This window comes from Aurantiacibacter sp. MUD61 (assembly GCF_027912455.1).
In the GTDB taxonomy this organism is placed as follows: Bacteria; Pseudomonadota; Alphaproteobacteria; order Sphingomonadales; family Sphingomonadaceae; genus Alteraurantiacibacter.
This window is the reverse complement of record NZ_CP115446.1, coordinates 531895-550683: the sequence shown is the minus strand read 5'-3', so window position 1 is coordinate 550683 and position 18789 is coordinate 531895. Positions and strand designations below refer to the sequence as shown.

The window sequence follows — 18789 nt, the reverse complement described above, 5'->3', positions numbered from 1 at the left end:
AGGGGCAACGCGCAAAAGACGGGCGCCAAAACCGCTTTCAGCCGCCTCTATGGAGGAGCTGGCGCTGTCCTATGTAGCGCGTTTTGCCACCACAGCGGCAAAGCTGGAACGCTATCTGGCGCGCAAATTGCGTGAGCGCGGGTGGGAGGATGAGCGCGAGGCGGATGTGCCCGGACTGGTCCGCCGGTTCGTCGACAAAGGCTATGTCGATGACGAAGTGTGGGCGCGGGCGAAGACGGGCGATCTGCTGCGGCGCGGCTATGGCGCGCGGCGAGTCAGTCAGGCGCTCGGCCAGGCGGGCGTGGGTGAGGGCATTCGCGAATCGATGCAGCCCGGCGATGCGGCGAAGCGGCAGGCCGCCATGCGGCTGGCGCAGCGGCGGCGGTTCGGTCCTTTCGCGGTAGAGCCGCCGGATAAGGAAAAACGCGAAAAACAGATTGCAGCCATGCTGCGCGCAGGCCATTCCTTCGATCATGCCCGCGCGGTGATCGATGCGCTGGGAGAAGCAGCAGTTACAGATTGGGTATCCGAAGCAGAGGATGCCGAAGAGGAGAATGATGGTGGGTTTGGTTTTTCCTAAGCGCGCTCTGGCGGCATTCGCGGCGCTGGCTCTGGCAGCATGCGGAGGAGAGGCCGCGCAGGAGAGCGCTCAGCCTGCAGCCGTAGAGGAGCAGGCAGCCGATACGCATCCGGTCTCCGGCCTGCAGATCATCCCTGTCACGCTCAACACCTCCGCCGGTACGCATGTGGTGCAGGCAGAAGTCGCCAATACCGAAGATTCCCAAAGGCGCGGCCTCATGTTCCGCGATGAGATGGGCCTCGATGAAGGCATGATCTTCACCTATGACGCGCCGCGCCCGCAGAGCTTCTGGATGCGCAACACCTTCATCCCGCTCGACCTAATTTTCATCGATGAGAACTATGAAGTGATCAATATCGCGCGGGGCGAGCCCTATAATGAAGAGCCGGTTACATCCGATCGGGACGGCATCGCCGTGCTCGAACTCAACGCCGGCCGCGCCGAGGAACTGGGGCTTCAGCCGGGCGACACGGTGGAGTGGTAATGGCTATTGGCCTGCGCACCCGAATCCGCTAATCGCGCATCCCATGAACTTTCTGATGAAAATCTTCACCTGGTGGGAAGGCGCCACCATCGGCACGATGCTGTGGAGTGCCCGTAATGGCGAGCATGTCGGCACCGATGCTCAGGGCAATAAATATTACCGCTCCAAGAAGGTGAAAGAAGGCCAGCAGGAACGCCGCTGGGTCATCTATGACGGCGCGAACGATTCAAGCCGCGTGCCTGCCGAATGGCATGGCTGGCTGCACGGATCCTACGACGCGCTGCCCGAAAGCCACCTGCCGCCGCCCAAGATCTGGGAAACCGACTTTACGCCGAATGCCACCGGCACCGATGCCCGCTACCTGCCTGCAGGTGCGCTGGAGCGCGGCGGCAAGCGTGCCCCGGCACGCGGCGATTACGAAGCATGGTCGCCCGACGCGTGATCCTCTCGCGGCGCCCCCTTGGCCCGGCAATCCTGCTGGCAGGAGTTGCGCTGCTTTCGGCCTGCGGCGGCGATGCGCCTGAACCCGGCGCGGAAGCCACCGAAATTCCCGAAGAGCTGCAACCGATAGAGGATCTGCAAATCGGCAATCCCGAAGCCATCGGGACGCCCATGGAAGAGCGGCTCGCCACCATCGGCCTCGTCAACAAGCGCAACAATGAAACCCGCGATATCGAAATGTATCCGGGCGAAACGCGCCGTTTCGACGATGTGATCGTGCGGCTGGCCGCCTGTGAGCGCACCGCGCCGTGGGAAGACCCGGAAATGACCGGCGCCTTCGTGCAGGTATTCGTGAACGAGCGACAGGAAGCGGGCGATGACACGCAGTGGAACCGCATTTTCTCAGGCTGGCTGTTCAAGGAATCGCCCAGCCTTAATGTGGTCGAGCACCCGGTCTATGATGTCTGGGTCAAGGATTGCGCGATGAGCTTCCCCGGCGAAGAGGAAGCCGCTTCAGAATCCTGACGCAATTGCTCCAGCGCCTGAGCCAGAGAACAGATCGGCCGGGCTGATGCGGCCGCTGCCAATTTCACCTGATAATCGTCCCGCGTAATTTCGACTGCGCCCAGCGAGGCAAGGTGATCGGTGATGAACTGGCAATCGAGCAGTTTGTAGCCCGCCCGTCGCATCAGCACGACTAGCGCAGCGAGCGCCACCTTGCTGGCATTGGCGGTGCGCGCAAACATGCTTTCCCCGCAAAACACCCGGTCGAATGCGACGCCATAGAGCCCGCCAACCAGCGCATCATCCTGCCAGCATTCGACCGAATGCGCGTGGCCCTGAGCGTTGAGGTTGCAATAACTCGCCTCGATCACTTCGCTTATCCAGGTCTCGGGATGGTCGATGCGCGGCTGCGCACAGGCGCGGATAACGCCTCCGAAATCGCCGTTCACTCGAATGGTGAAGCGATCCTGCTTGAGCAGCTTGGCGAGTGATTTCGAACGGCGAAAGCCATCCAGTGGCAGGATCGCCCGCTTGCGCGGCTCGACCCAGAAGACCTCCTCATCATCGCGCGAATCAGCCATCGGAAATACGCCGCTGCGATAGGCCAGCAGCAGGATTTCCGGCGGAATCAGCTTCGGCTCTGTCGAAGTGGTGGGGGCGTGCATGGCGCAATTGTAGCATGCAAGATGCATGTCGTCGCTTGCCATTGCGCAATTCGCATACTAGAGGCGGCGCTCCTGAATGCAGGGGTGTAGCTCAGCTGGTAGAGCATCGGTCTCCAAAACCGAGGGCCACGGGTTCGAATCCTGTCACCCCTGCCAATTCTTTTAGCCTCAAGCGCCGGCGGTCGCATCCGCTCCCTTAGGCTATCCTCGCCTGAATCCCTTCTGTCGGCTGCGCCTCTCTGCGGGGCGGCTGCGGGCGCGCGTTCGCGCTTGCCCTCGCTTCGCTCACGTTTTTCGTTCGCTAGTTCGCGATGCGCGAAATCCTCCCCGTGACGGGGAGGGGGACCATCCGGAGGATGGTGGAGGGGCAACCTAGGCGGGATTCCATCTTAACGAGAATGCGCTAATCCTCTCCGAATGACCGCGCCACTTCTACAACATATCCGCCAGTCCGACTGGCTGACGCCTGAGAGGGTGCGCGGCTATGCGGTCATCCTTGGAATTGCTTCGCTCGCTTTGCTGGTAAATTCGTACCTCAAAGCCATGGGGCCGGATGGGACCGATTTCCTCGCCTTCTGGGGCGCAGGGCATCTGACCGTGGGCGGCGATCCGGCGCTGGCGTATCATCTTGTCGCTCAGGAGCAGGTGCAGACCGGGACGGGCAGCGAGGGGTGGTTTGCTTTCGTCAACCCGCCACCTTTCCTGTTTGCCGCAGCTCCCTTTGGAGCGCTGCCATTTCCGCTGGCATGGATCGCTTGGGTGGTGGTCACTTTCGCGCTGTGGGCATGGGCGGGCATCAAGGCGTTCCCGCGCTTGTGGCCCATCGTGCTGGTTTTCCCCGGTGCTCTGCTCGCGGCAGGACACGCGCAGACTGGCCTCCTGACGGGTGCGTTGTTGGTGGGTGCCGTTGCATCGCTTGGCCAGAGGCCATTGCTGGCGGGCGCGCTGATCGGCGCATTGGTGATCAAGCCACATCTGGCGATCCTCATTCCCTTCTGGCTTGCCGGAGCACAGCAGTGGCGCGCTTTCTTCGCTGCGGCGGCGAGCGCGATTGGCCTATTGCTGCTAAGCTGGATGACCTTCGGCACGGCCACGATGGTGACCTATGCCGACAGCTGGAATGCGAGCGCTGCGATCATGCGCGCGGAGGATCCTGAGTTCTACCTGCGCATGGCCACGCTTTACAGCCAGCTACGTTTGTTCGTGCCGGTACCGATCGCCCTGGCGGTCAATGCGGCGGTGGCGCTGGTGATGATCGTGCTCGCTTTCCTCTCATGGAAGCGTTTTGGCGGCGATCCGTTGGCGAGCGGCGCGCTGGTGCTGGCAGCGACTGCGCTCACCTCGCCATACCTTTTCAATTACGATCTGCCTTTTCTCATCCTGCCGATCCTGTGGCTGGTGCATGAAGGTCTGCGCCAAGGTTTTCGAGACTTCGAGAAGCTCGGTCTGGTCCTGCTGTTTCTCGCTCCCTACGCGACGCGTGCGGCCGCTTTGCCGCTGGGAGTAAACCTTATGCCGCTCGCATCACTGGCGCTGGTGTGGCTGATCTGGTCGCGCGGCGGCAGAAACTGATCTCTGACGAGTAGCAGGAACCTTCCGTAATCCTTAGGCATTGTTCTCGCGGATGGGCTTTTACGGAGGCTTATATGCGCAGAATTTTTAGATCGGGCAGGCGCGATGCCTGGAACGAACCGATGTCCAACGAGAGACTGAACCGACCGACGATTTCGCGCGGCAAGATCCTGCCAATGGAAGAACCCAGCTGGCTCGATCGCATGCTCGGTCGTTACTAACAGTCTTCAACCAAACACAGAAAAAGGGCCGGAACGCGGGTAAGGCGTTCCGGCCCTTTTCATTTGAGCTGCGAGCTGCGCCTAGCGAGGCGCGGCCGTCCTAATATTCATTCGGCTCCTCAGGCGTCTCAGCCGTGTGTGTGGGGCCGGCATCCTTCTGGCCCTGGGCCAGCTTGAATACCACGCCAGACAGCAATGCGAGTGCCAGCAGGTTGGGCAGCGCCATCGCGGCGTTGGAAATATCGCCCATGCGCCACACCAGCGTGAGGTCCAGAGTGGAGCCGAGATAGATCACAACGCACCACAGCACGCGCCAGATCATGTGCAGCACCTTCTCGCCGCCGCGAGTCGAGCCCGGCACGCGGTCGTAGATGAAGGTGATCGCGCGTTCGCCGTAATAGCTCCAGGTCAGGAGAGTAGTGAACACGAACAGGATCAGCGCGAGCGAGGCGATCAGCGTGCCAATGGGAACGCTGAAGACTTCGAACGGGAAAGCGGCAGCAAAGGCACCGCTGGTCATGGCGAAGCCTTCAAGGTCCGAATTCCATGCGTGGCGCACAGCCTCTTCGCCGGCGGTGAAATTGCCTTCCACCGTCAGCATGACCAGCGCCGTCATGGTGCAGATGACGATCGTGTCAATGAACGTGCCGAGCATCGCCATGCGGCCCTGCTGCTGCGGGTCGTTCGTCTGCGCAACGGCGTGAGCGATCGGGGTGGAACCTTGCCCTGCCTCGTTCGAGAACAGGCCTCGCGCCACTCCGGCGCGGATGGCCAGCATAATTGCCGCACCGGCGAAGCCGCCGGTTGCCGCCTGCGGATTGAATGCGCCATGGAAGATCAGGCCAAAGGTCGCCGGCAGGTCACTGAAATTGAGGATCAGCGCGATCACCGCCATGACGATGTAGCTTGCTGCCATGAACGGAATGATCTTCTCAGCGACCGAACCGATCGACTTGATGCCGCCGATAATCACGATGAATACGAGAATCGCAGTGATTGCGCCGCCCAGCCATTCTTCGATGCCGAACAGCTCATTCATGCCGTCTGCAATCGCGTTTGCCTGGATCGAGTTGCCTGTGACCAGCGCAGAAAAGAGCGTACCGATACAGAAGAAAATCGCGAGCCAGGTCCATTTCTTGCCGAGGCCCATCATGATGTAGGTCATCGGGCCGCCGCGATAGACGCCGTCCGAGGTCTTCTCACGGTAGCGAATGGCGAGCGAACCCTCGGCAAAAGCCAGCGCCATGCCGACAAGAGCGGTGATCCACATCCAGAAAATCGCGCCCGGGCCGCCAAGCGCGATGGCAGTCGCGACACCGGCAAGGTTACCCGTGCCGACCTGACCGGACAATGCGGTGGAGAGCGCAGCGAAAGGCGAAATCTCGCCATCGCCCTGGCCCTTGCGGCTGGTGAACAGTCCCTTGAAAGCACTGCCCAGCTTGATGATGGGGTAGAAGCGCAGGCCGATCATGATCCACATGCCGATGCCCAGCAGGATCAGCGTCATGGGCGGGATCGGCTGGTCGCCAATGGAAAGCCACGGAAGGACTTCGCCGTTCCATGTACCGCCCCAGATAAAATCGGAAACATTTGTGACCCGGTCTACCAAAGTGACCGGTGCGTCCTGCGCTGACATTTGCGAAATTCCCCTTGCGTCCCTCAAAAATATTGGCGCCTTGCTATCGGCGGCGAGCAGCCCTGCCTAGCCCCCATCTGCATAGTGGCGCGAATTTGCACCGGTTTTGCTGGCAATTTCCCGTATCGCACCCCAATTCGCACTCTTGCCAAGGTGTGGAGACGCGCCTAGATAGCCAATCGTCTTCCGACATTGGTAAAGCATCGAGCCCCTCCCGGACCTAGCCCGGGGCGGCGCGGAGCCTTACCCGGAAGGCGCGAACAGTTTTTGAACAGCGGAAAGAGCGCCATCATGGCCGAACCAACACCGAAGAAGAAAACCAGCCCCGGCGAATTCGTGCGCCAGGTGCGCTCGGAAATGAGCAAGGTCGTCTGGCCGACGCGTGAGGAAACCATCCGCACCGCGATCTTCGTGTTCATCCTCGTGGTGATCCTCTCGCTGTTCTTCCTCGGCGTTGATTCGCTGTTCGGCTGGGTCGTGCAATCGCTGCTCGACCTGCTTTGATCGCAGACACGCGCCAACAGGATTATTGAGGGAAAAGGGACTATTATGGCAGCCCGCTGGTACATCATTCACGCCTATTCCGGTTTCGAGAACAAGGTGCGCGACGCGATCCTTTCCGAAGCCGAACGCCTCGGCCTGTCCGAAGGCGTGGAAGAGGTGGAAGTCCCCACCGAAACCGTCACCGAGATCAAGCGCGGCAAGAAGGTACAGGTCGAACGCAAGTTCATGCCCGGCTATGTCCTCGCCAAGCTCAATATGACCGATGACGTCTATCACCTTGTGAAGAACACCCCGAAGGTGACGGGCTTCCTTGGCGCCGGCAACAAGCCGCAGGCGATTTCCGAGAAGGAAGCCGCACGTTATTTCGGCGGTGTCGAAGAAGCCAAGGCCGCGCCGAAGAAAGACATTCACGTCGATTACGAAATCGGCGATCAGGTCAAGGTGCTGGAAGGCCCCTTCGCCAGCTTCAACGGCGAAGTCGAAGAGCTCGATTTCGACAAGGCGAAGGTCAAGGTCAGCGTCTCGATCTTCGGCCGCGCAACGCCGGTGGAACTGGATTTCGACCAGGTCGAACTGGTCAAGTAAGCATTCGCTTTACTGCGCGAGTCGCCGTGCTCGCGCGTCCAGCGCTGCGTCGATCGCAGCGCGATCGTGCCAATGGCCATTCACCATGGCCCCGCGCAGGTCGCGCAGCGCGTCCAGATCCGTTAGCGGATCGCCGCCTAGAAGTATGAGATCGGCAACTGCGCCTTCCGCGACTACGCCAGCTCGCCCTTCCTCGCCGGAAAACCGCGCGGCTTCCGCCGTGGCTATATAGAGCACTTCTTCATTCGTGAATCCGGCAGCTGCAAAGCCGGCCAGTTCGTCATGGATCGAATAGCCCGGCGTGACGAAGGGATTGGGCGCATCGGTGCCGATCAGCACACCGCCGCCAGCGCGATATAGCTCCAGCGAGAATCGCCCCTTATTGGCGAGCTGCGCTTCGAAATAGCGGCGGTTGAGGTCGAAACGCTCGATGTTGCCGCGCCAGCTGCTAGCCCAGCTTGGCAACAGGGCGGCTTCGGGCCGCGCGAAATAAGCGTCGGGATCGGCAGAGGCGATGCGGCCGTAAGTGATCGCGAGCGTCGGCACGACCCATGTATTGGCAGCAATCGTGCGCTCGATCCACTCATCCATCAGGCTTTCATCCATGTTGGCCCAATATTCGGGCCACGCATTATCGCGCTCGGTGCTGAAACCGTCGCGAGCCAGGGCGATGGCAAAGCCATCGAGATGCTCTATGCTGTCGACCCCCAGTTCAAGCAAATCGCCAAGCGTCATGCTGTCCGGAACGTGGCTGTAAACCTGCATATCGTTTGCGCGTGCCTCGGCAAAAGCTGCGCGATAAGCCTCTTCCGAGAGGTTGGAGTAGAGCTTCACCGCATCATAGCTGCTGCGCGCCTGGCTGCGCACCGCACCCACGGCCTGATCCGCATTGCGCGCCCTCACGAAGAAATCATTCGGGAAACCTTCACCGCCATCGATGATCGGGCCGCTGGTATCGACGCGGGGTGCGATCAGCGTGCCATCGAGCGCCGCCTGATTGCGTCGCAGCACCCAGACGCTCCCCGTCAAATTGCGGACACGCGTAATGCCATTGGCAAGGAACATCGCGCCCATGTCGGTCTCATACCAATGCACATGCATGTCGGAGAGGCCCGGCATCAATGTCGCGCCATCGCCATCAATCACGTGGCCTGCAAAATCGGCAGGCAGCGCGCCTTCGCCCAGCGCAGCAATCCGACTGCCTTCGATGATCACATAGCCGTCTTCGATAATGGCTCCATCCTGCATGGTCAGTACCCGCACATCGTCAAATGCGATTGACGTAGAGTCCTGCGCGAGGGCGGGTTGGAAAAGGAGGATGGCAGAAGCAGCAAAGGCGGCAGACAGTCGAAACATCAAAATCTCCGGAAACGGGGTCATCGCCCGTTGTCGCCCGATCTCTTGGTTCGGAAGGAAAAAATCCGCCAACCGACATGTGGGAGACGCCAATCGACATCGATCGCGGAATTAGAGCACGCGTTTTCGCAAGGCCTGCGCGCCCGAGCGGCTGCTGGTTATACTGTCCCCATTCACGAGGTGTAGTATTGCGCGGCCATTGCCGCCCGGCTCGGACCGTTCCACCGCGCCGAGCCGCACAATATGCGATCGGTGCACGCGGAGGAATTCGGCTTCGGGCAGGCGCTTCTGAAAATACGTCAGCGGGGATGTGGACATCACCCGTCGGGTGCGGAGCACGACTTCGCTGTAATCGCCCGCACCAGAAATCCTCACTAAGTCGTCAATCGAGACCGCTTCGCTTTCTTTGCCGTTGCGCAACAGCAGGGTCTTTGGAGTTGGCGGTCTAGCCTCTTCTTCGGTAGCCCCAGTCTCAAGCGCGAGCCTGAGGGAAAGCCACCAGCTCAAACTGCCCAGCGCAATCACGGCGTAAAGTGTCACACCCTGAAACATTTGCCAGACAAAGGCGATCGGCACGAAGGGGCGGATCGCAATCCCCGACTGCATCCAGCCCGATTGCAGGCCCTGCATCAGCAAGATTGTCAGATACCACGATGAGGCGAAAAGCAGCGCCAAGGGGATTTGCGACGCGAGCCGAATGGGGAGAGAGCGCGGCCAGATTTGCGTTTTCAAAACCGCGTGGAACAAGAGCGCCAATAGAATGGCCGGCAGCGTGTTCACTACTGCATCGCGGGCGTTGTCCCGCAAATCGTCCCCCGTGGTCAGCGCGAAGACGAGAACGTAGGCGGTGAATAGCAGGGCGGCACCGGCGACCACCCAAGTGCTGGCTCTGACAGATCCGGTCCTGGCATCGATGATGAGCGATCGCATGGGAGTGAGGATTACGCGATCAGCGCTACCGCTTCCAGCCTCAGACCGCAATCCACCCCATCGCTTCTGCGTAGAACAGGCCCATGGCGATCGTGTCTACGGCGGCGTGGGCGATGATGCAGGCCCACAGATTGCCTTTCTGCTGCATGCGCAGCCAGCCGAGGAACAGGCCGACAGCGCCGGTCACCAGCACGCCGCCCCAGCCCTGATAGGCGTGTGGTAGGCCGAACAGGGCGGCCTGGATCACGATGACGAGCCAGGGTTTGCCGCGCAGGCCCGATAAGCGGGCGAGGCGGTCCATCAGGAAACCGCGATACAGCAACTCTTCGCCCGTGCCCGCCGCCAGCCACGCCACGCCGACGATCCATAGCGCGAAGATCACCGGGCTCTCGGTTATCAGATCGAGCACCATGCTGGCATCGGGCGAGTCGAGGCCAAGCGCTTCCACCGCTGCTCCGCCGAGGCCGAAGATCAGGAAAATCACGGCAGTTCCCACTGCCGCCCAGCCGAGCGCCTTGCCCCAGCCGCCCGGAGGCGAGGTCAGCGTCCATGCGTCGAGCACGCGCGCCTCGCGCCGCAGCCACAGGAACGCGACCATCAGGCCGAGCGCCATGCCGACGATGACCGTGGACCACACGGTGAAGGAGCCGAGCACGGGCTCGCCTTCGGCTCCGCTGGCGAAATGGGCGAAGACGGCGGGCAGCGCGGGCAGGGTGCTGCCGACGATATAGATAACTCCCACCGTGATGATTTGCGCCAGCAGCAGACCCCAGCCGATTTTCTCAATAGCTGGCGGCGGGAAAGTCACAGAGCTGCGCGTTGGCGACCCTGGTTCATCTCTGAAAACATCTGCCGACTGATTCATCATAGACCCCTTGCTGCCCGTCATAATCGCTTTCGCGCGGGAAAGGCTCCGGCACAAGAGGACAGTCGTGCTTTCCTACAGGCGTGGCATGTGGTCGGACGAAGGCATGATGCGCACTTCTCTGCAACTGGTCCCGTTTTCTCCGAAAGCACCGCAAACCGCAGAATTGCGCCATTCCGGCCGCTCCGGATTTTCCGCTTTGGACACTGTCACACCTGTCACACCCTGCGGCCTGCCACAGGACGGATCAGAGGGCGAATCGCTTGCATTTGCCGCCAAAATCGCTAAGTGCGCGCTCTCTCGTTCACAGTATCGGGAAACCCGTGCGGGAGGCTCGCCCTGGCAAGCCGTTCGACCGCTTAACATGACTCCGCAGTTTCGACTGCGGGGAACAGTGAGAAAAGGAGGCCATCATGGCCAAGAAGATCGAAGGTTACATCAACCTTCAGGTGCCCGCCGGCACCGCCAACCCATCGCCCCCCATCGGCCCTGCATTGGGCCAGCGCGGCGTGAACATCATGGAATTCTGCAAGGCTTTCAACGCCGCTACGCAGGACATGGAAAAAGGCGCGCCGATCCCCACGAAGATCACCGTCTATGCCGACCGCAGCTTTACCTTCGTAACGAAGACGCCGCCGGCAAGCTACATGATCAAGAAGGCGATGAAGATCAAATCGGGTTCGAAAGAGCCCGGCAAGGACATCATCGGCTCGATCAAGACCAGCCAGCTGGCCGAGATCGCCGAAGCCAAGATGGCTGATCTGAACGCCAACGACATCGACCAGGCGACCAAGATCATCGCCGGTTCCGCCCGCTCGATGGGCATCGAAGTGGTGGAGGGCTGAAACCATGGCACAGACAAAGAAGCAGCAGAAGGTCGCTGAACTCGACCGTGAGAAGCTCTACACCGTAGACGAAGCCATCGCGACGCTGCGTGAGCACAAGGGCAATTTCGACGAGACCGTCGAAGTCGCCATGAACCTCGGCGTCGATCCGCGTCACGCAGACCAGATGGTCCGCGGCATGGTCTCGCTGCCGGGTGGCACGGGCAAGGACGTGAAGGTCGCCGTGTTCGCACGTGGTGAGAATGCCGAAAAGGCAGAAGCCGCCGGTGCCGACAAGGTTGGCGCCGAAGACCTGATGGAAGACATGCAGAACGGCAATCTCGATTATGACCGCGTGATCGCCACGCCGGACATGATGGGCGTTGTCGGCCGCCTCGGTAAGGTGCTGGGCCCCAAGGGTCTGATGCCGAACCCGAAGCTGGGCACCGTCACCCCGAATGTGGAACAGGCCGTGAAGGACGCCAAGGGCGGCCAGGTCGAATTCCGCGTCGAGAAGATGGGCATCATCCACTCGGGCATCGGCAAGCTCTCCTTCAAGGATGAAGACCTGAAGAAGAACTTCACCGCTCTGACGCAGGCTATCGTGAAAGCGAAGCCGTCGGGCGCGAAGGGCAAATACGTCAAGAAGGTCTCGCTGACCTCGACCATGGGCCCGGGCCTGAAGGTCGATCTTGGTGAGATCGAAGGAGCCTGATTGGCTTGCGTCCGCGCATCCGCGCGGACGTCCTCGCTAGGCGGTCAGGCAAGCTGACCCCGCTGCGGGCGGCCAGTCGGCCTTGCGGAACCTCGCGGCTCCGTTTGGCCTGCCAAGCTACAGAAAACGCTTTCCTACAAGGTTGGGAAAGCCGTCTGAAAGGGCCGTGGGAGCGATTCCACGGCCCTTTTGCCGTAGGTCGCGCACGGATAGATCAGCCACGCCGCGCGTTGACAGGGTGAAAGGACGTATCATGAATAAGACCCTTATCGCCCTCGTCGCGATTGCCGCCTTTATCACCGGCCTCGCCCTTTGGACCGACACACGCATCGCAGCAGGCGCAGGCGCGCTCGCCCTGCTGGGTGTGATTATCTACGGCTATGTGAGCAACAAGCGCGCGAGCGACGCGACCTATCGCAAGGCCGAGCAGAACACGCGCGAGATGCGCAACTCGTAAGAGGACGCCGCTAGGTTTCCGCCGGGTCAGCACTCCGGCCTGACAATTGCTTGGAGTAGAACCAACCGATACCGATCAGGCTGAAGCCGAGAGCGATAAAGCTGGCGGCGCGGAGATAGCCGTCGAGTCCAGCAGTATCCAGCAGGAACACCTTGAACACCGCGAGCACCATCAGGACCAGCGATCCGATGCGCCAGCGCCGCTGATCCCTGCGCGATCCCCACATAAGGAAAGCCATTGCCAAGACGATGCCGGTCAGTGAGCGCAGCAGGTCCTCGGTCTGGCTCATCGGCATGGATGTCAACAAGCTGCCCGCAAAGGCGTGGCGGAGTTCGCTCAAGGCCCACAATAGGATCAGCGCCATGATGACCGCATCGCCCAGCTGCCGGAAGCGCGCCTGCATCGCGCCGTCTCCTTGCCGGGACAGCCACCACGTGCCGACACCGGCGACCAGATAGGCAGGGGCAAGCCAGTTGAAGATAGGCCATGCGCCGACCGCCTGCTCGCTCCACAGCGGATTGTGCAGCATCAGCGTGAACCAGGCGAAATGGCCGAGGCCTGCGATAAGCAAACCTACGCCTATTCTGCGCCAACCCGCTTGCCAGCGAAGGAGCGCGATACCGGAGCCAATCAGGAGAGCCTGCCAGAGAGTGCGCTCGGCCATTCCCACTTGTGTGAAGGCGTCGTCACTGTCGATGGCGAAGACCTGCTTCCAGAGCGAATGCACGACCACTGCGGCACTGAAGGCTGCGAGCATGATGAGCGCACGGCGGAGCCACATCCGGTCTGCCACGCGCCACACAGCGAAGGCGCAGGCGGCAGCGAAAGGCAGAACGTATAGCAGCGTATCCTCTGGTGAGGGGACGTCACCGACAAGCATCGGCACGCCGCCCACCGCGCCGAGTGCATGGGTCGCCCATTCGCCCATAGGGATCAGGGTCCACAGGAAGGCCAAGCTGAGCGGCGTAGTCCAGAGGCCGGTGCGCTGCGGCAGGAACCACAGCGCCGCCGCCGCCGCCAGCGCGCAAGTCCAAGCGAGCAGCTCGGCAGGCACGAATTGGGAGAGCGCGACATAGGCCGTCAGGACAAGGGCGACCTCGGCAATGCGCATGGGTATACGCCGCCATTCGAGGTAGGCGAGCGCAGCAAAGGGAAGGGCGGCGGCGCTCCAGCGGATGATCGCCTGCCCCAGATCGCGTTCGCCATAGGCATCGCCGATCGCATAGGAAAGCTCGCGCCCGGTCAGGCCTGTCCCGATCAAGGTGAAGAGAGCCAGTACCGCAGCTCCCCAGGCTACGCCAGCCAGAGGCACATCGCGCCGCCTTCTCAGCAGCTCGGCGATGGCAAGCGCAATGGCGGCAGCGCCGATGACTTCGGACCATTCGGGCAACAGCGCGTGGACTGCGCCGTAGGTCAGGATGGCAGCGGCAGCCACGGGAAGAGCGATAAGGCGGGAAAGCGTGCTGTCCTTCATCCAGAGCCGCCCCGCACCCAGCGCCGCCGCAGCTGCAAGCAGGATCAGGGTCGTGGCCAGCCACGGCTGGAACGCGTCGACAAAGGGAATGGCAAAGCGGGCGTGGTTAGCCCAGCCAAGGCCTACCGCGCCAAGGCTCAATTGCGCCAGCTCCAGCGGGGTCGCGCGGTTACTCCACACCAGCGACAACGGAAAGCCGAGGCCGATCACTGCAAGCGCCTGGGTGATCCGCGCGAACTCCTCGGGCGGCGCATCGGGCCAGATGAAGAGCAGCACCACGCCCAGTCCCAGGGCCATGGCATTGGCCGCGCGCAAACGATCCTCACCCCAGCTGAGGATGGCAAGGGCAGCCGCCAGCAGCATGTAGAGGCCCCATGTCAGCATGGAGAACTCTGCCAGTGCCACGAGCGCTGCGAGTTGGAGAGTGGCGATCGCGCCCGCCACCATCCGCATGAAGGGCAGCTCAATCGCGCGCCCGAGGATCAGCGGCACCGCTGCACCCAGCGCCAGCAGATAAAGGCCGATTGCCAGATGATCGCTCGGCTCGGTGGATTGGCCGAAGAGCATCAGGATCCCCCAGCCAAACCCGCCCGCCAGCGCCGATGCACCCAGCCAGCGATAGCCGAGCCGCCGCGCGGTCAATGCGAGGCCCGCAGTCAGCAGTGCGAGATAGAAGGCGAGGACCGGCAGATTGGCATCCTCGCTCGCGACCAGCATGGGCGTCGCAAAGCCGCCAACCAAGCCCAATACAGCTGTCGGCAATCCAAAGCGGAAGGACAGCGCCAGCGCTCCTGCCGTCACCAGTGCCAGTCCGCCAAAGGCCACACCGGGGCCGATCAATCCGTATTGCGCGCCAGCAAGGTAGAACGCAGCGTAAAGCGTCGCGATGCCCGCGCCTGCCAGGGCCTGTCGCACGCGCGGATCGTTTATGCGCTCTTCAAATCGGTAAGCGGCTTCCGCCCCGGCAAGCAGCAGGAAGCCGAACACAAAGCTCAGCGCAACGCGTACTTGCGGGCCAAGCAGACCCGCTTCAATCGAATAGCGAACGAGGAAGATCCCGCCGACAGCCAGCGCGATGCCACCTGCCCAGATTGGCAATTTGCGCCCAAAAATGTCCTCGAAATCGAGCTTCGGCAGGCGGAAGTCGATATTGCTGCGCGGCTCCTCCGAATGGAAAAGCTCCGGCTCCGGAACGGCCTCCGCCTCTGGCTCGGCTTGTGGCGGTAGCTCATCACTGATTGGCGCTGCGATAGGCGCAGTTCGGGCAATCGTCCCGCGTGGCTCCTCCGGCACGACAGTTGTGGGACCGTCCAGCTTTTGCGGCTCGTCAATCAGTTCGGGCAGGTCAGAATAGTCGAAGCGCTCAATCCGCTGCATGCGCGCCTCAAGCGCCTGCAGCCGTGTGAACATGAGCGCGACGACCACGCACAGTCCGATAATGATCAGCCATTCCACGATGCTACGACCCCCGAAAGATCGAGACTAACGCCGCCGCGCCGCTGCACAAGCGCGAAGTGATCAGATCCCGCCGGGCGTGAAATCGAATCCCTCTTCACCCAGGGCTTCGCACAAGGTGTCGACAGCGCTCTCGAGGATTTCCGCACTGGTGGACCGGATCACGAAGTTGGCTCCCACGCGTCCTTCGCGGAAGAAGGGGTAGCTGCCGATCTGGCAATCGTCATGCGCATCCTCGACCGCGCGAAGGATATCGGCGATTTCGCTTTCCTGCGCCCAGCAGCCGATCGTCTCGGAAATGAGCGGTCTGCCGCCTTCGAGCTGGCCGGTGAGCCCCTCCAGCATCTGGGCGGTAATATTGGGCACGCCTGCCATCAGGAAGATATTGCCGTGACGAATGCCCGGCGCGCCGGAAAGCGGGTTCTTGATAAGCTCCGCACCTTCGGGGACCCGCGCCATGCGCAGTCGCGCCTCGTTCAAACCGCCGGGCTTCTTGGCGTAGTAGGCGGCGAGCATGTCGCGCGCTTCGGGGTGGATCACCACCTCGACGCCAAGCGCCGCCGCAACCGCGTCCACTGTGATGTCGTCATGCGTCGGGCCGATGCCGCCGGTGGTAAAGAGGTAATCATGCGATTGGCGAAGCGCGTTGACCGCGCCGCCGATCGCATCGAGATCATCCGACACCACGCGCACTTCATTCAGGCGAATGCCCTGCAGTTGCAACCAGCTGGCGATCTGGGCGATGTTCTTGTCTTGCGTGCGGCCGGAAAGGATTTCATCGCCGATAACCACAAGCGCCGCTGTCCAGATCTTGTCCGATGCCGTCATGGTCTTGCGCGCTTATTCGGCAGCGATGGCAGAGTGGTCGGCCTCGCCCTGATTGGCGGCTTCCGGCTGGCTCGCGCTGCTTTCCGCTTCCACTTTGTAGAAGCGCAGCACGCCGTCGCGCACCGGACGCTGGCGGAAATCACGCACATCGGCCAGATATTCGTGCTTCAGCGACCACGGCCGATCCTTGCCGACCTTGGGCATCAGATCGCGCGCGCGCTGAAGATAGCCGGAAGAGTAGTCCCAAGGCTCAACCGTTTCAGGCTCATCCTCGGGCGCGAGTTCAGGTACCGCCACATCGGCATCAGCCGCTGCCATGTCATTGAGTACATCGCAGGCATATTTTGCATTGCAATCGGCGCGCAGGGTCCAGCTTGCGTTGAGATAGCCGAAAACGAAGCTGAGGTTCGGCAGGTTGGAGAACATCGTTCCGCGGTAGAAATAGTGATCGGTGAAATCGACCGGCTCGCCATCCTTCGAAATCGCGACCTTGCCCGCCAGAGTCAGTCGCAGGCCGGTTGCGGTCACCACGATATCGGCGGGGAGGTGCTCGCCCGATTTCAGCTTGATGCCGCCTTCGTCAAAGCCTTCGATGTGATCGGTTACGATCTTCGCCTTGCCGCTGCGCATCGCCTGGAACAGGTCGCCATCGGGAATGAGGCACAGCCGCTGTTCCCACGGATTGTACGGCGGCTCGAAATGCTTTGGGTCGCGCAGGTCGCCAAGTGCATCCCGCTGCATGTCGCGAAGCTTGTCGGCCAGTTTCTGAGGGTTGCGGCGCGAAAGGCTGAACACGTAGGCGCGGAAAAGGATGTTCTTGCGGCGGGTCAGCCAATAGGCGAGCTTCTCAGGGAACCAGCGACGGAAGCGGTGATCCCATTCGTCGCGTCGCGGCCCTTCTCCCATCCAGGTCGGCGTGCGCTGCAACATGGTCACGCTTTCGGCATCCTCCGCCATGGACGGCACCAGCGTGACCGCCGTAGCGCCCGATCCGATCACGACGACCTTCTTGCCACTGTAATCGAGATCCTCGGGCCAGAATTGGGGATGCACCACCTGCCCGCCGAACTTGTCGATCTCCGGGATCTCGGCATCGTGCGGATTGTCGTAATCGTAATAGCCGCTGCCAAAATAAAGCCAGTTTGCGGTGATCGTGCTTTCTGCGCCGTCCTTGCCCCGGCTGGTAATCGTCCAGCGCGCATTGTCGCTGTCCCAATCGGCGCTCAGCACTTCCTCGCCAAAGCGCATGTGTTCGCGAATGCCGCGCTCATCGACGACACGGTTCAGATATTCGAGGATCGCCGGGCCATCGGCAATCGCATCGTCATGCTTCCATGGCTCGAAGCTGAAGCCGAGCGTGTGCATATCCGAATCCGAGCGCACGCCGGGATAGCGAAACAGATCCCACGTGCCGCCCAGCTGGTCGCGCCGATCAAGGATCACGAAATCGCGATCCGGGCAGTGCATCTTCATATGGCCAGCCATGGAAATGCCGGACAGGCCTGCCCCGATGATCAGGACGTCAGTGTCGGGCTTGCTCATGCGCTGTTCCATTTGCTGCGTATCACTTGGGTGGGGGCACTTAGTTTGGCAGGCTGCCCGATCCGGTAAATGTATGATGCCCGCTGTCGCGGTCAATGTCACTATTAACATCGGTGTTCACACCATAGGCGGCACGCGCGGCTTTCACCGTGTTGGACAGCAGGCAGGCAATCGTCATCGGGCCAACGCCGCCGGGTACTGGCGTGACGGCCTTGGCGTGCTGCACTTCGTCGAAGGCAACATCGCCCACCAGCTTGGTCTTGCCGTTTTCGCCCGGAACGCGGGTGATCCCGACATCGATGATCACCGCGCCTTCCTTCACCCAGAAACCGCGCACCAGGCGCGGCGCGCCCGCAGCCGCCACGATGACATCGGCCTTGCGCACGATATCGGGCAGACCGTGGGTGTGGATGTGGGTGACCGTAACGGTCGCTTCCTCTTCCAGCAGGAGGTTTGCGACCGGCTTGCCGACGATATTGGACTTGCCGATGACGACCACATCCTTGCCGGTCAAGTCATCGATCACCGTATGGATGAGCTTCATGATGCCGAGCGGTGTGCAAGGCACGATGCCGCCGGTTCCGGTCGAGAGGCGACCGACATTCACCGGGTGAAAGCCGTCGACGTCCTTTTCCGGCACGATCGCGCCGAGGACTTTGCCGGTGTCGATATGCGCAGGGAGAGGGACCTGGCACAGGATGCCGTGCACTTCCGGATCGACATTGAGGCGCGCGATCAGGGTGAGCAAGGCTTCCTGCGAAATCGTGTCGGGCAGGCGATGCTCGCTGGACCGGATGCCGACGCGCTCGCATGCCTCGATCTTGCGGCGGACGTAGACTTCGCTCGCCGGATCATTGCCGACAAGGATCACGGTCAGGCCCGGCGCGGGGTGGCCGGCCGCGACCAGCGCATCCACATCGGCCTTGGTCTGCTCGTCGAGTTGGCGGGCAATCGCGCGCCCGTCTATGATATCTGCCATCGGCCCAATCCTGCTGCTGCCAGTCGCTGGCGCGCTTTGTGTCTGGCCGGGCTTATAGAAGGCGCGCGCGGGATTGGCACCCCTCCGGCGGATGATCACTGGCTTTCGCCCCGCTTTTCCGACACATTTTGCGGCTCGCGCGCCATGAAACGAAAGGGATTTTGCGATGCTC

At 61.8% G+C, this 18789-nt stretch carries 20 protein-coding genes and 1 tRNA gene; 12 read left to right on the top strand and 9 right to left on the bottom strand.

What is annotated here, in order from left to right:
- The first annotated feature begins 49 nt into the window (after positions 1-49).
- Genes O2N64_RS02620 through O2N64_RS02605 form a run of 4 tightly spaced genes read left to right on the top strand, consistent with a single transcriptional unit; the run spans position 50 to position 2030 of the window.
- A complete protein-coding gene (locus O2N64_RS02620; protein ID WP_271078736.1) occupies positions 50-580 on the top strand; it encodes a regulatory protein RecX in 531 nt (176 codons plus the stop codon).
- Complete coding sequence (locus O2N64_RS02615; RefSeq protein ID WP_271078735.1) at positions 555-1064, top strand: DUF192 domain-containing protein; 510 nt, start codon at positions 555-557, stop codon at positions 1062-1064. The genes O2N64_RS02620 and O2N64_RS02615 overlap by 26 nt, the downstream gene beginning before the upstream one ends.
- A gap of 43 nt (positions 1065-1107) precedes the next feature.
- Entirely contained in the window at positions 1108-1506 is a 399-nt protein-coding gene (locus tag O2N64_RS02610; RefSeq protein WP_271078734.1) for an NADH:ubiquinone oxidoreductase subunit NDUFA12, read from the top strand.
- Entirely contained in the window at positions 1488-2030 is a 543-nt protein-coding gene (locus O2N64_RS02605) for a DUF2155 domain-containing protein (protein ID WP_271078733.1), read from the top strand. The genes O2N64_RS02610 and O2N64_RS02605 overlap by 19 nt, the downstream gene beginning before the upstream one ends.
- Here the strand turns inward: O2N64_RS02605 and aat are convergent.
- Complete coding sequence (gene aat, locus O2N64_RS02600) at positions 1961-2674, bottom strand: leucyl/phenylalanyl-tRNA--protein transferase (RefSeq protein ID WP_271078732.1); 714 nt, start codon at positions 2672-2674, stop codon at positions 1961-1963. The genes O2N64_RS02605 and aat overlap by 70 nt on opposite strands.
- An 80-nt stretch (positions 2675-2754) precedes the next feature.
- Between aat and O2N64_RS02595 the strand changes: the two genes are divergently transcribed.
- The 3 genes from O2N64_RS02595 (at position 2755) to O2N64_RS02585 (ending at position 4467) form a co-directional block, all read left to right on the top strand.
- Positions 2755-2830, top strand: a tRNA-Trp gene (locus tag O2N64_RS02595).
- Between the two features lie 261 nt (positions 2831-3091).
- Positions 3092-4246 (top strand): glycosyltransferase family 87 protein, encoded by a 1155-nt coding sequence (locus O2N64_RS02590; RefSeq protein ID WP_271078731.1) that lies wholly within the window; start codon positions 3092-3094, stop codon positions 4244-4246.
- 74 nt (positions 4247-4320) lie between these two features.
- The gene (locus tag O2N64_RS02585) at positions 4321-4467 is read left to right on the top strand and encodes a hypothetical protein (protein ID WP_271078730.1); all 147 of its coding nucleotides are present in this window, start codon (positions 4321-4323) and stop codon (positions 4465-4467) included.
- Positions 4468-4567: 100 nt separating this feature from the next.
- On the opposite strand, the gene O2N64_RS02580 is transcribed toward O2N64_RS02585, so the two are convergent.
- Positions 4568-6103, bottom strand: coding sequence for an alanine/glycine:cation symporter family protein (locus tag O2N64_RS02580; protein WP_271078729.1), 1536 nt, complete (start codon positions 6101-6103; stop codon positions 4568-4570).
- A 291-nt stretch (positions 6104-6394) separates the two neighbouring features.
- On the opposite strand from O2N64_RS02580, the gene secE reads away from it, so the two are divergent.
- The gene (secE, locus tag O2N64_RS02575; RefSeq protein WP_197920401.1) at positions 6395-6607 is read left to right on the top strand and encodes a preprotein translocase subunit SecE; all 213 of its coding nucleotides are present in this window, start codon (positions 6395-6397) and stop codon (positions 6605-6607) included.
- 45 nt (positions 6608-6652) lie between these two features.
- Positions 6653-7192, top strand: a complete 540-nt coding sequence (gene nusG, locus O2N64_RS02570; protein WP_271078728.1) for a transcription termination/antitermination protein NusG — start codon at positions 6653-6655, stop codon at positions 7190-7192.
- A gap of 9 nt (positions 7193-7201) precedes the next feature.
- Here the strand turns inward: nusG and O2N64_RS02565 are convergent, their stop codons facing one another.
- The 3 genes from O2N64_RS02565 to O2N64_RS02555 all read right to left on the bottom strand — a co-directional run bounded on the left by O2N64_RS02565 (position 7202) and on the right by O2N64_RS02555 (position 10286).
- Positions 7202-8548, bottom strand: a complete 1347-nt coding sequence (locus tag O2N64_RS02565; protein ID WP_271078727.1) for an amidohydrolase family protein — start codon at positions 8546-8548, stop codon at positions 7202-7204.
- A gap of 111 nt (positions 8549-8659) precedes the next feature.
- Complete coding sequence (locus O2N64_RS02560; RefSeq protein ID WP_271078726.1) at positions 8660-9478, bottom strand: LytR/AlgR family response regulator transcription factor; 819 nt, start codon at positions 9476-9478, stop codon at positions 8660-8662.
- Between the two features lie 40 nt (positions 9479-9518).
- A complete protein-coding gene (locus O2N64_RS02555) occupies positions 9519-10286 on the bottom strand; it encodes a CPBP family intramembrane glutamic endopeptidase (RefSeq protein WP_271078725.1) in 768 nt (255 codons plus the stop codon).
- A 470-nt stretch (positions 10287-10756) separates the two neighbouring features.
- Here O2N64_RS02555 and rplK point away from each other — a divergent pair, with 470 nt between their 5' ends.
- The 3 genes from rplK to O2N64_RS02540 all read left to right on the top strand — a co-directional run bounded on the left by rplK (position 10757) and on the right by O2N64_RS02540 (position 12339).
- The gene (gene rplK / locus O2N64_RS02550) at positions 10757-11188 is read left to right on the top strand and encodes a 50S ribosomal protein L11 (protein ID WP_197920406.1); all 432 of its coding nucleotides are present in this window, start codon (positions 10757-10759) and stop codon (positions 11186-11188) included.
- A 4-nt stretch (positions 11189-11192) separates the two neighbouring features.
- Positions 11193-11882: a 50S ribosomal protein L1 gene (gene rplA, locus O2N64_RS02545; protein ID WP_271078724.1), complete on the top strand. Its 690-nt coding sequence runs from the start codon at positions 11193-11195 to the stop codon at positions 11880-11882.
- A 253-nt stretch (positions 11883-12135) separates the two neighbouring features.
- Complete coding sequence (locus tag O2N64_RS02540) at positions 12136-12339, top strand: hypothetical protein (protein ID WP_271078723.1); 204 nt, start codon at positions 12136-12138, stop codon at positions 12337-12339.
- Positions 12340-12349: 10 nt separating this feature from the next.
- Here the strand turns inward: O2N64_RS02540 and O2N64_RS02535 are convergent, their stop codons facing one another.
- The 4 genes from O2N64_RS02535 to O2N64_RS02520 all read right to left on the bottom strand — a co-directional run bounded on the left by O2N64_RS02535 (position 12350) and on the right by O2N64_RS02520 (position 18617).
- The gene (locus tag O2N64_RS02535; RefSeq protein WP_271078722.1) at positions 12350-15268 is read right to left on the bottom strand and encodes a DUF2339 domain-containing protein; all 2919 of its coding nucleotides are present in this window, start codon (positions 15266-15268) and stop codon (positions 12350-12352) included.
- Between the two features lie 63 nt (positions 15269-15331).
- Positions 15332-16096: a competence/damage-inducible protein A gene (locus O2N64_RS02530; RefSeq protein WP_271078721.1), complete on the bottom strand. Its 765-nt coding sequence runs from the start codon at positions 16094-16096 to the stop codon at positions 15332-15334.
- A gap of 12 nt (positions 16097-16108) precedes the next feature.
- A complete protein-coding gene (locus O2N64_RS02525; protein WP_271078720.1) occupies positions 16109-17638 on the bottom strand; it encodes a flavin-containing monooxygenase in 1530 nt (509 codons plus the stop codon).
- A 40-nt stretch (positions 17639-17678) separates the two neighbouring features.
- A complete protein-coding gene (locus tag O2N64_RS02520) occupies positions 17679-18617 on the bottom strand; it encodes a bifunctional 5,10-methylenetetrahydrofolate dehydrogenase/5,10-methenyltetrahydrofolate cyclohydrolase (RefSeq protein ID WP_271078719.1) in 939 nt (312 codons plus the stop codon).
- Between the last annotated feature and the right edge of the window lie 172 nt (positions 18618-18789).